The sequence below is a fragment of the Epibacterium sp. HA2-3 genome, assembly GCF_055693725.2.
This window is the reverse complement of sequence record NZ_JBVFUL020000005.1, coordinates 104,288-116,210: the sequence shown is the minus strand read 5'-3', so window position 1 is coordinate 116,210 and position 11,923 is coordinate 104,288. Positions and strand designations below refer to the sequence as shown.

At 64.9% G+C, this 11,923-nt stretch carries 11 protein-coding genes; all 11 read left to right on the top strand.

Going from position 1 to position 11,923, the window contains the following annotated elements:
- Window positions 1–44: 44 nt before the first annotated feature.
- A complete protein-coding gene (locus ACZ1HH_RS20330) occupies window positions 45–2,501 on the top strand; it encodes an FAD-dependent oxidoreductase (RefSeq protein WP_472635773.1) in 2,457 nt (818 codons plus the stop codon).
- Window positions 2,498–3,646: a mandelate racemase/muconate lactonizing enzyme family protein gene (locus tag ACZ1HH_RS20325; RefSeq protein ID WP_487320566.1), complete on the top strand. Its 1,149-nt coding sequence runs from the start codon at window positions 2,498–2,500 to the stop codon at window positions 3,644–3,646. The genes ACZ1HH_RS20330 and ACZ1HH_RS20325 overlap by 4 nt, the downstream gene beginning before the upstream one ends.
- 4 nt (window positions 3,647–3,650) lie before the next feature.
- On the top strand, window positions 3,651–4,934 hold the full coding sequence (locus ACZ1HH_RS20320; RefSeq protein WP_472635774.1) for an aspartate aminotransferase family protein: 1,284 nt from the start codon (window positions 3,651–3,653) through the stop codon (window positions 4,932–4,934).
- A 666-nt stretch (window positions 4,935–5,600) separates the two neighbouring features.
- Entirely contained in the window at window positions 5,601–6,629 is a 1,029-nt protein-coding gene (locus ACZ1HH_RS20315; protein ID WP_487320565.1) for a 3-oxoacyl-[acyl-carrier-protein] synthase III C-terminal domain-containing protein, read from the top strand.
- A gap of 44 nt (window positions 6,630–6,673) precedes the next feature.
- On the top strand, window positions 6,674–6,943 hold the full coding sequence (locus ACZ1HH_RS20310) for an acyl carrier protein (RefSeq protein ID WP_416370226.1): 270 nt from the start codon (window positions 6,674–6,676) through the stop codon (window positions 6,941–6,943).
- Window positions 6,936–7,616 carry a hypothetical protein gene (locus ACZ1HH_RS20305; RefSeq protein ID WP_472635776.1) on the top strand — a complete coding sequence of 227 codons (681 nt, stop codon included), beginning with the start codon at window positions 6,936–6,938 and terminating at the stop codon, window positions 7,614–7,616. The genes ACZ1HH_RS20310 and ACZ1HH_RS20305 overlap by 8 nt, the downstream gene beginning before the upstream one ends.
- A gap of 4 nt (window positions 7,617–7,620) precedes the next feature.
- Complete coding sequence (locus ACZ1HH_RS20300; protein ID WP_472635777.1) at window positions 7,621–8,334, top strand: hypothetical protein; 714 nt, start codon at window positions 7,621–7,623, stop codon at window positions 8,332–8,334.
- Window positions 8,334–9,695: an MATE family efflux transporter gene (locus ACZ1HH_RS20295; RefSeq protein WP_472635778.1), complete on the top strand. Its 1,362-nt coding sequence runs from the start codon at window positions 8,334–8,336 to the stop codon at window positions 9,693–9,695. Before ACZ1HH_RS20300 ends, ACZ1HH_RS20295 begins: the two co-directional genes overlap by 1 nt.
- Window positions 9,685–10,650 (top strand): alpha/beta fold hydrolase, encoded by a 966-nt coding sequence (locus tag ACZ1HH_RS20290; RefSeq protein WP_472635779.1) that lies wholly within the window; start codon window positions 9,685–9,687, stop codon window positions 10,648–10,650. The genes ACZ1HH_RS20295 and ACZ1HH_RS20290 overlap by 11 nt, the downstream gene beginning before the upstream one ends.
- Complete coding sequence (locus ACZ1HH_RS20285; protein WP_472635780.1) at window positions 10,644–11,645, top strand: 3-oxoacyl-[acyl-carrier-protein] synthase III C-terminal domain-containing protein; 1,002 nt, start codon at window positions 10,644–10,646, stop codon at window positions 11,643–11,645. The genes ACZ1HH_RS20290 and ACZ1HH_RS20285 overlap by 7 nt, the downstream gene beginning before the upstream one ends.
- Window positions 11,645–11,923: a hypothetical protein gene (locus tag ACZ1HH_RS20280; protein WP_416370220.1), complete on the top strand. Its 279-nt coding sequence runs from the start codon at window positions 11,645–11,647 to the stop codon at window positions 11,921–11,923. The genes ACZ1HH_RS20285 and ACZ1HH_RS20280 overlap by 1 nt, the downstream gene beginning before the upstream one ends.

Here is an 11,923-nt window from a genome sequence, read left to right as displayed (position 1 = left end):
AGCCTGTCCAACAGTTTTGCGACTCCCAGACAAAGGAAACGACCATGTCGAAACATCAGTTGCCCGGCCATGCACGCGTTGTGATCGTCGGCGGAGGAGTCATGGGGGTCGGGCTGGCGTACCATCTGGCTCATGAAGGGTGGGGGCCGGACACGGTTCTGCTGGAAAAGGCGGAGCTGACGTCGGGGAGCACCTGGCATGCGGCCGGGCAGATCACCCATTCCACCTCCAGCTTCAGCCTTGGCAAATGCGTGGACTACAACATCGGCCTTTATGCGGGGGCGCTGGAGGCCGAGACGGGGCAGGCGGTGACATGGCACGGCTGCGGGTCGTTCCGGCTGGCCTATTCCGAGGACGAGATGGACTGGCTCCGGCACACGTTGTCGGTGGGCAGATCGCTTGGGTTCAATATCGAACTGGTGGGGCCGGAGCGGGTGGCCGAACTGCACCCGTTCTACAACCTTGAGGGCGTTCTGGGCGCCTTGCACACGCCGGATGACGGCCATGTCGACCCAACCAATGTGACCATGGCGATGGCAGCCGGCGCGCGGGCCAAGGGGGCGCGTATCATTCGCCGCTGCCGGGCCACAAACATCACCCAAGCCCCGAGCGGCGAATGGGTGGTGGAGACCGAACAGGGCACCATCACCTGCGAGCATGTGGTCAACGCGGGCGGCACCTATGCGCGGCAGATGGGCGAATGGTCCGGGCTGCAACTGCCGATGACCTCGATGACCCACCACTATTTTGTCACTGACGAGGTTCCCGAGTTCCGCGACCTTGAAACCGAATTGCCGGTGATCCGCGATGACCGCAAAGTCTCCGGCTACATCCGCATGGAACAGAAGAAAGGCCTGATCGGCATTTACGAGAAGGCCAATCCCAATACCGTCTGGGAAGATCACTGCCCGTGGGAGGCCGAAAACGAGCTGTTTGCACCGGATTATGACCGGGTCATGCCCTGGCTCGAAGAAAGCCTGAACCGCATGCCGATTTTTGCGGAACTCGGCATCAGCCGCGATGTTCATGGTGCGATCAGCCACCCGCCGGATGGCAACCCGCTGATCGGCCCTGCGCCCGGCGTGCGCAACTACTGGTGCTGCTGCGGCACCCAGATCGGGATCGGCTGGGGCCCGGGCCTTACACGGGAACTGGCGCGCTGGATGGTGCATGGGGCGGCGGATATCTCGATGCGCGAGTATGACCCGCGCCGGTTTGGTGCCTATGCGGACAAGGACTGGCAGGTGATCAAGGCAAAGGAAGACTATTGCCTGCGCCATGAAATTCCGTTCCCGCATTTCAACCGCCTTGCCGGGCGCCCGGTCAAACCCTCGCCGCTCTACGACACGCTCAAGGCCAAGGGCGCGGTCTTTGAGGAGGTCTATGGGTTTGAACGGCCGCGATGGTTTGCAACAGAGGGCGTTGCCCAGGAGGATCACTATTCCTTTCGCCGCACCGCCGTGGATGACGTGGTCGCCGCCGAGGTCAAAGCCGTACGTGAGCGGGTGGGCATCATGGATGTGACAGCCTTCACCAAGGTGCTGGTCGAAGGGCAGGGGGCTTATGAGTTGCTCGACCGGCTCACCGCGAACCGGATGCCGCAGAAGGTGGGGTCGATCACGCTGACCCATATGCTGAACCGGCGCGGGCGGATCGAGTTGGAGACCACCATCGTGCGGATGGCCGAAGATCGGTTCTATCTCGTCTGCGCGGCCTTCTTTGAGCAGCGCCTTCTGGATCATCTTGCAGCCCATCGTGAGGGGGTCGAGGTCACTGTCACTGCGCTGTCGGATCAATGGGGCGCGCTGTCGCTCAATGGTCCAAAGGCGCGCAGCGTGTTGCAGGGCTGCACCTCGGCGCGGCTAGACAACGGGGCGTTTCGCTGGCTCTCGGCACAACAGATCGAGATCGCGGGACATTCCGTCTGGGCCTTCCGCATGTCCTATGCGGGGGAGCTGGGCTGGGAGCTCCATATGCCGTTTGATGCGATGTCGGATGTCTATGCGGCGCTCTGGGCCGCGGGAGAGGCGTTTGGCATTGCCGATTACGGCAGCTTTGCCATGAATGTGATGCGGATGGAAAAGGGGTTCAAAGGGGCAGGGGAGCTGACCAACGAAGTCACGCTGGCCGAGGCCGATGTGCTGCGCTTTGCCCGGACGGACAAATCCTATCTGGGTAAAGAGCAGACTTTGAACACGGATCTGCCGTGGGTCTGTGCCTATCTGGAGATCGAACCCGATGGCGAGATCGACGGCCATGGCGGCGAAGCGGTGCTGCTGGGGGGCGAGGTCGTGGGCTCGATCGCATCGATCGTATTTGGCCATACGGTCGGCAAGATCCTTGCGTTTGCCTATGTCAAGCCGCGGGCCGCTGTGCCCGGCACAGGGCTTGAGATCGTGATCCACGGGGCGGCGCGCGCGGCCCGCGTGCTTGGCGAGCCGGCCTATGATCCGCAAAGCCTGCTGCCGCGCATGGACGCTGTCGCGGAGCCGGCGGAATGAACGAGGTGGCCGCTGCGGCGTTTGCCCGCGCGCGATCGGGGCCGCGGATCACGCGACTGCGGCTCTGGCATGTCCCGTTGACGAGCCACGCCACCTATTACATGGCCGATGGCAAAACCTGCGACACGGTTGAGACCGTTGTGATCGCCCTCGACACGGACGCGGGCCTGACCGGGTGGGGTGAAGTCTGCCCCATCCCGCATTACCTGCCCGCCTATGCCCGTGGGGTCGCCCCGGCCCTGACCGAGCTGGCGCCCGTGCTTTTGGGGGGAGATCCCCTTGGCGCCGAAGCGCTCATGGCGCAGGCGGATCGCCACTTGCCCGGTCATGTCTATGCCAAATCGGCGCTAGATATTGCGCTTTGGGATCTCACGGGGCAGGCGGCGGGGCTGCCGCTTCATGCCCTGCTTGGCGGGCGGCGACAGGAGAGCCTGCCGCTCTATCATTCCATCACCTGCGTGGTGCCGGACGACATGGCGCGTATTGCCCGCGACGCCAAAGCCGGAGGGATTACGCAGTTTCAGGTCAAGCTGGGCGCGAGCGGGGATTGGCAAACGGATGTGGAGCGGCTGGCCAAGGTGCGCGAGAGCGTTGGGCCCGGCTATCTTGTCTATGGCGACTGGAACTGTGGCGCGACGACCCTTGATGCCATTCGCGTGGGGCGCGGGGCGGCGCATCTGGATGTGATGCTCGAACAGCCCTGCGCCACGCTCGAAGACTGCGCGCGGGTGCAGGCGGCCACGGGCTTGCCGATGAAACTGGACGAGCTGGCGCATGACACCGCGTCGCTGCTGGCCGGGCATCAGCTTGGCATCATGGATGCGGTGGCGCTGAAACTCTCGAAATTCGGGGGGCTCTCCGCGACGCGGCGCGCCCGTGATCTCTGTCTGCATCTGGGGGCCAAGATGTGCATCGAATGCACCTGGGGCAGTGACATCGTGACCGCCGCCGCGCTGCACCTCGGAGCCGCAAGCCCGCCGCAGCGGGTGCTCAATGTCTGTGACCTTTCAAACTATGTCGCCCCGCGTCTTGCCCCGACCGCGCCGACCCGCATCGCGGGACGGATTGCGCCCCCGGATGGACCGGGGCTTGGGATCGCCATCGATGAAACCGCCCTCGGCTCGCCCGACCTGATACTGGATTGATTTTATGCACCGCACCCACACCCAAGCCGAATGGATCGACCGCGCCCGCGAGGTTCTGCCCGCAGCGGGCTTTGGCAATTTCGACGCCAGCATCATCATCGCGCGCGGGCAGGGCAGCCGCGTCTGGGACGAAGATGGCCGCGAATATGTGGACTATCTCATCGGCTCCGGTCCGATGCTGCTGGGGCACGGCCACCCGGAGGTTCTGGAGGCCGTGTTCGAACAACTGCCCAAGGGGATGACCTTTTTTGCCAATAACGCCCAAGGCATCGCGCTTGCCGAGGCCATCGTGGAGGCGGTGCCCTGCTGTGAGCAGGTGCGTTTTGTGACCTCCGGGGGCGAGGCCGACATGTATGCGATCCGCCTTGCTCGTGCCTATAGCGGCAAGTCCAAGATCCTGAAATTCGAGGGCGGCTATCACGGCATGTCCGCCGAGGCGCAGATGAGCCTGGCCCCAAGCCGCATCGTCAATTTTCCGACCGCCGTGCCCGACAGTGCGGGCATCCCGCAGGGTGTTGCGGACGAGATGCTGATTGCGCCGTTCAACGATCTGGCGGCGGTGGCGTCGCTGCTGAAGGAGCATCGCGATATTGCCGCGATCATCGTGGAGCCGCTGCAACGCATCATCCCGGCCCAGCCTGGCTATCTGAAAGGGTTGCGCGACCTCTGTGACCAATACGGCGTGCTGCTGATCTTTGACGAGATCGTGACCGGCTTTCGCCTCGCTTATGGTGGCGCGCAGGAGCGCTATGGCGTGGTGCCGGACATCTGCACGCTGGGCAAGATCATCGGCGGCGGCTTCCCTCTGGCGGCGCTGGGGGGCAGGGCGGACATCATGGCGCATTTTGACAAGGCCACCGTCGGAGCCGAGAAATGGCTGATGCAACTGGGGACTCTGTCGGGCAATCCGGTTGCCTCGGCCGCGGGGCTGAAGACGATGGAGGTCCTGCAGCGCCCCGGCCAATACGAGCGGCTTCGGGACCTTGGAGAGCGGTTGATGCAGATGCAGTCAAAGGCGCTTTCGGCGCGTGGCATCTCGCATCGGATCTGCGGTGACCCGACGCTTTTTGACATCTATTTCACCGACAAGATCCCGGTCGATTACCGCAGTGCAAAACATGCCGACCCCAAATCGAATGAGATCTGGAACCGGGTGCTGCGGGCGGAAGGGGTCTTTAAATCTCCGGGGAAACTCTATCCCTCGCTGGCGCTGAGCGAGGAGGACCTCGCGCAAACGGAGGCGGCGTTCCTCAGGGCGGCGACGGCGCTTGCGGACAGAGCCGGATGAGGTCGCACCCACCGGCGCAGGAAGGCCTGAGCGTGGGGCCGCTGGTGTGAGATGACACAGGGTCTGATCCCGCAAGGCCCCAAAAACGCGAAGGCGTGATCGCGCGGATTTGCACCATAAAACGGCCTCCGGTGTCCGGGGGCCGCCTGTGTTTTTACGGGTCATGGTCTGTTTCGGCGCCGACTATCACATGATGCCATAATGATGATTATGTTATATATATTGCGTGACCCGCGCTCCGCGCGATCGGAGGCAGCAAAGAAAGCACCCGTGCGGATCTGACGCGCGCAATTGAACGGCCCGCCGCATGGTCTGCGCGCGCAGGGCCTAAAGACGGGAATCGCGCCGTCCTGATCGAGGCCGTGGAGGCGGGGGCGCTGGAACGCGATCATATCTCCAGAGGTGCATTTATGCAGCCAGCCCCAATTTTGCGCACTCGGCGCCGTAGCGGGTTAAGGGATTCATGTGGCGAGAATTATGACATTCTTTACAGAGGCTTGTCGTGATCTAGGCCACGCCCCACCGAGGTTAAAGAAGTCCTAATTCGCAATCTAGCGCGTCCTAATTCGTGAAATTGGACGCCCAAGATTTTACGCCGTTGTAGCGGTTTTGAGGTCGCCCGCCGTTGGGACGACCTCAAAGAGGAACGGCTCCATGAATGGCCCAATGAACGCCAGCATACGCCTCAGCCACATCGCGGTGTCGCAGGATGGCGGCCAGAAAGTGCCGATCTCGGAGCTTGGCGGGAGCCATGGGCTCACGGTCGCCTCGGCCAAGATGTATGATCGATTTTTTGGTTTGCAATCGGTGATGCGCCAGAGCGGCGATCAAACCGAGATGCTTGGTGCGGTGCTGCGCGATGCGGTGGCGCAGCTCTCTGATGGCGGGCAAAGGCCGGGGATGCTGGTCTATTGCAAGACCCAGACCCACAACACGCTAAGCGATCAGAACTGGCTGCGCCGTCTCGCGGATGCGCAGGGGCTGGCCCATTGGGAGGTGCTAGGGCTGTCGATGACAAGCTGCGCCTCGGCGCTGGTCGCGTTGCATTTCCTAGAGGCCTGCAGCGGTGCGGGGGGCGGGGCCGAGCGGGCGCCTGTGATCCTCCTGACGGGCGAGAAGGCGTTTCATCCATCGGTGGCGCGGCTGACCGTCGGGCTCTTGGCCGAAGTGCCCGCAGCGGCGGTGCTCAATGGTGCGCCGGACCCCGGCGCCTGGCAGCTCCGGGCGAGCGATGTGCATCACCTGCCCCGGTTCCATATCAATCCCGAGGCCATGCGTGCCGAGGATCGCAGCGCATTGCAGGAGGTCTATACCCCGGCGCTGATCGACTTTGTGCGCAGATTCCTGGACCGCCATGCCGGGGTGCTCGACCCGGAGATGGTCTTTGTGCCGCATAACCTCAACCGACCCGTCACCGAGGCGCTGATCCGGGCCTTTGACTGGCAGCACCGCAGCTATCGCGGCGATGTGGCGGGCACGGGCCACGCCTATTGCTCTGACCCTTTGCTCAATCTCGATGCGCTGACGCAGAGCGGTGCGCCCGCGCCGCAGGTGCTGCTGTTGGCGGCGGGCACCGGCGTCACCTTTGCTGCCTGCCTCCTCGATCGCGCCCGTCCCGTGGCCACCGATCAGGAGTTCCCCGCTCGCCCCGGCGCGGGCCAGCCGGACACCCGCCCCGCCCCCGGCCTCAGCTGAGCCCACGACCCCATCCCTTTTGCGCAAGACGAAGGAAGTCTTTTATGAACACCACCATTGCCACCGCCATCTCCGAGGTTCTGAGCGAGGTTCTCGAACGCCCGGTCACCGATCTGCGCCCCGAGATGCGGTTTGACCGGGATTTTGACCTCGACAGCTATATGTTCGTGCAGTTCCTGCTGGGGCTCGAAGACAAGCTGCCGGGGCTGCGGTTTGATCCCGAGACCATCGGGCAGGCCGGGTTCAACACCATGGAGAACCTGGTGCAGCATGTGGAGGCCAGCCTCGCGCAGGCGGAGCGGGCGCATGCTTGATCGCGAGGCCGAAACACCGGCGCAACAGGTGTTTGACATCGCGCGCCAGGCCGAACCCGCGCATGCGCTGGAGGCGACTTGCCTCCTGGCGACGGGGCGTGACGGGTTCCTTGCGGGGGCCTGCCATGCGGTGCATCGCCCGGGCGCACCACTGGTGGCCCTGTCGGCGGCGCCGGGGGATCTGGTGATCCGCGACACCGAACGCGAACCCGGCATCGGCTGTTACGATCTGGTGCTGTCGCAGTTGGAGCCCAGAGCCCCGCAGCCCATCGCGCCGCAGGTGCATGGGCTGGTTGTGGCCCTGCGGGCGGGGCTTTTGGCGCGCACGCTCGATCTGGCGTTTGCCCATCTGCGCGACCGGGAGAGTCTTGGCCAGAAAACCCTGCATCACCAGCTGGTCAAAGCGCGGTTCTCAAGCAGCTGGGCCTTTCTGAGCCAGCTGCGCCGGGAGTTGGCCCTCGCGCCGGGCGCGCAGGGGTTTGAGGCGCCGGACCAGATCCACAACGCCATCGACACCCATCTTCTGCAATGCTCCAAGCTGATGGGCGGCCATGGGCTGCGCGATGCCTCGGTGCATGGGCTGGAGTATCTGTCGGTGCTGATCCGCGCCACCTTGGCCAGTCCGCAGGGACGCGGCCAGGCGATGGCGGGCGCGCAACAGAGCGGAGCATGACCCCATGGTGACCCACGCCCCGCTTGGTGAGGTGCGGCTGCTTGCGGCCGGATCGCTGCCTGACCGTCCAAACCCGCGGCCCTTGCTGTTTTCGTGTGACACACCGGAGATCTCCGAGACACCGGGTGCAGAGCGCGTCGATCCCTGCCGTCCCGCACGGCTTGAGGCGTGGCAGCGGCTGCAGGCGACGCGCGGCCAGAGTGCAGCGCTGACCTATATGTTTCAGGGCGACGGCCCGGCGGGCGCGCTGCATGCACAGCGGTTGCGCCAGGACTGGCAGCGGCTCTGCGCGGAGGCGGATATTCCGCTCCTGGTCTATCTCCATTGCGGCCACCAGCCCGACACCCGCAGCCCCATCCTGCAACATCTGCTGCAGACGCTTGATCATCACGGGCCGGTGCATGCGCTGCGGGTGGAGTGCCGCAAGTCCCTGAGCGACGCCATGGTGCTGGCGCGGGCGCTGACGGCGCGCAGCCGGCTGTCGCTGGTGCTGCGCGATCCCACCCAGCGCCTGAGCCCCCGCCCCGCCCAAAGCCGACCGCTGCGCTATGCGCTGCTGGGCACCCGGGACCGGGCCGAAGCCCTGAGCCCGCGCCTTGCGTCGACATCCGGCAGCCGGGTCAACACCCGGTCCGGCAGCCTGTCCGATCCGATCCCTGACCCGATGCCTGATCCCATGTCTGGTACTTTTGCCGCAACGCCCTTCAGGAGCCTCTGATGCAACCTGCCAACACCACTGCCGATGCCATTCTCGACCGGGACCGCCCTTCTGTGGGGCAGACCCTGTCGCGTATCCTCTTGCTTGCGCTCCCCTTTGCGGTGGGCGCGGCGGCGACCTCGACGCTCAATCTGGGCAAGGTGGCGCTGTTGGCGCGGGTGCCGGACACCGGTGCGCTGACCACGCTGTCGCTGCTGCAACCGAGTTTTATCCTGGCGCTGGCGATCATGGAGGGGCTTGCGATCACGGCGCAGGTCTTCAGCGCCCGGTCGCGCCACAACTGGCCGCGTCGCGGCACCCTGCGCGCGGTGCATCGCCTGTGCCGCAACGGCGTGCTGCTGTTTCTGGCGGTGGCGGCGCTTGGGTATGGTGCAGTGGCACTGCTGAGGGTCGAGGATGCAGAGATGCTGGTGATCCTTGAGCATTTCCCGCTGTTCATGCTGTCGCTGGTGCCCTTTGTGGTCTTTGACATCTTTTATGGTGCGATGCGGGGACAGGGCAAAGTGCTCCTGGGGCTGGTGCCATTTGCAGGGCTCGTCGCACTCGATCTCAGCACCACCTATGTGCTGGTTTCCAGCCACGGCTGGGGCTTTGAGGCGGTGCTGGTGGGCAATATCGTGGGGCCGGTCCTGATGCTGCCGGTGATCGCGTGGCTGTTGCACCGCGAAGTCGGCAGCGGCGAAGACAGCCCTGAGGAGCCTTTTCGCATCCGCATGCGTCAGCTTCAGATCGGGGTCGGCATCCCTGTGTTCAGCTCCATCGTGGTGGGCTTTGTCAGCGCGTCGGTGGTGTTTCCGATCCTTGCCAAGATCGGGGAGGACAGCGCCTCGGCCTTCTTTGTGGTGCTGCGCTACCGCATTGCCTTCATGATCCCGGCCATCGCCATTGGCTCTGCCATCGCGATCCTCGTGAACCAGCTGGCCGAAGAGGGCCATAGCGGGCAGCGCCTGCGCTATCTGGTGATCGGGGTGCCGTTCATGCTCTGCCTCTATGCGGCGGCGACGGTGCTGCTGCCACATTGGAGCGGGGCGCTGGATCTTCTGGTGCCGGCTGAGACCGAAGCGCTGCGCCTTGCCACCGAAGAGATGTTTGCAGCGCTGCTGATGACGTTTTTCCTGATTTCCGGCTCTGCCATGCTGCAGGTGATCCTCGAGCAGCTGGGCCGGGGGCTGCAGGTGCTGGTGATCACCTTCCTTGTGGAGGCAGGCACCTGCGCGGGCGTGGTCTGGGCGATGGTTCAGGGCGCGGGCATGGGGCTCATTCTGGATATACTGATCGCCGCCGCCGCGCTGAGCTTTGGTCTTTTTGCAGTGCAGTTCCTGCTGCTCCTGCGCAAGCTGGGGCGTGCGGATGCTGTTTGAGCTGGCCTATCCCGGCCTCTGCGCCTGGGCGCTCTTGCGCCGGGCGGCGGGGCGTCCTGCACCGGCGGGGCCGATGTTTGCCTTTCGCGCCATCCGGGGCCGGATGCGGCGGCAGGAATTGAGCGGGCTTGCCGCGCTCAACCCGCGCTGGGGGGCGTGGCTGGCGCTGCACCGCTTTGAGCGGATGGTGCCCGAGCGCAGCGATCCCGAAGACGACCCGGCCGCGACCGGCGCGCTTGCCGAGCAGCGGTTTGGGCCGCTGGAGGGGCCGAAGGTGCTGCTGCTGCATGGCTGGAACGCGCGCAGTGACATGATGCTGCCGCTGGCGCTGGAACTTGCCGCCCGGGGCGCACGCGTGATTGTGCCGGACCTGCCCGGCGAAGGGCGCAATCCTGCCCGCCCCATGAGCTTTGGCGCCAAGGCGCGCATTCTGGCCGCGCAGTACAGCGGCGAGTCCATCCAAACGGTTGTCGGCCATTCTGCCGGAGGTCTGATTGCGGCGCTGGCGCTGGAGGCGGGGCTGCACCGGGCGCGGCTGGTCACGATCTGTGCGCCCTATTCGCTTGAGACCCTTCTCAAGGCCTATCTCTTTCGCATCGGCGCCCCCGAGAGCCTCGAGGCACCGCTGCTGTCTTATATTGAACGCCGCGACGGGCGCCCGGCCGACCGGATCGGGCCGGATCTCTATGCCGCCATGGGCGCGCGTCTGCTGGTGATCCATGCCCGGCGCGACTGGCAGGTGCGCGTGAGCGAGGCGGAGGCAATCCAAGCGGTGGCTCCGGCGGCGGGTTTGCGGCTGCTGGAAGACTGCAATCACCACAGCATTCTGGCCGATCCACGCCTCTTTGACGCGGTGGCGGGCGCGGTGCTGCCTGCAGCCACCTGCAAGGCCCGCCCCACCCCGCCGGCCACCGCACGGCCGCGCACCGGGATCGTGGGGGCACAGCCATGCTGAATGTCATCGACCTCTCGGTTGTCTTTCCCGCGCGGGCGGAAAAGCTGGTGGATCTGGCCGAGGATCTGTCCCTCAGCCGCAACCAGATCCGCATGTTCGATCGGTTCTTTGGCTTTGAGACCTTTCACTGCGACCATGCCGAGCCGCTCGATCGGCTGCTTGCGCGGGCGAGCGAGGAGGTGATGGCGCGCAACCACCACCTCCGCCCCGCCCTGAGCCACGCGGTCCACTGCCACACGCTCTTGAGTACCCATGTCTTTGGCCAGGCGCCATCGTTGGACCAGCCCCCCGCCAGTGCCACCGGTCCGGCCTGCCTGCAGGCGTTTGCCGCCGCGGGCGTTGAGGTGTTCGGGGCCACCATGAACCACTGCGCCACCGGGCTCAGTATGCTTGGGCTTCTGGATCACCTGCTGGACCCCGGCGCGCTGGGGCTGATCCTGATTGGCGAAAAAGCCTTTCACCCCGCGATCCGGGTGATCGAGAACACCACCATCATGGGCGAGGCGGCGGCGGCGGTGCTGGTGGGCCATGTGCCCGGCCCCTTTGAGGTGGTTGAGACCTTCGTGCGCCACGCGCCGCAGTTCTGGAAGAACACCGGCCTGCGCGGCGAAAACTATCTCGACGGGTTCGACAGCGCCTATCTGCAACTGGCCAGCAGCACGCTTTCGGATGCGCTTGCCCAGTTTGGCCGCCGCCCCGAGGATCTGCGCTGGATCATGCCGCATAACGTCAATGCGCCCTCCTGGTATCAGGTGGCCGAGGATGCCGGGTTTCAGAAAGCGCAGCTGCGGCTTTCGACCATTGGCTGCTACGGCCACTGCTTTGGCGTTGATCCTTTTCTCAACCTTTGGCGCGGGGCGCAGGACGGGGTGCTCGTGCCCGGAGACGAGGTGCTGTTGTTCAGCATCGGCCTCGGCGCGACCGCGTCTTGTGCGCTGTTGCGGGTGACGGATGTGCCGCTGCCCCAGCTTTTTCAGACAAGTGGAGTTTCCTGATGACCGACCTCACAGACACCATTCTGGCCAGCCTGAGCGACATCGGCCTTGGTCCGCAACGGATCGAGCGTGCGCGCGGTGGCGATGCGCTCTTTGGCAGTGGCGGGCTGTTGAACTCTATCGAGCTGGTGCAGTTCATCGTCGCGCTCTCGGACCGCACGGGCGTGGAGAGCTTTGAATTCATGGAGCGTTTTGAAGGCGGTGGCGCGGTCTTTCAGAGCGCAGAGGCGCTTGCCGCCTTTATCCAAGAACATACTCCTCAAAATGTGGCGGTCTGA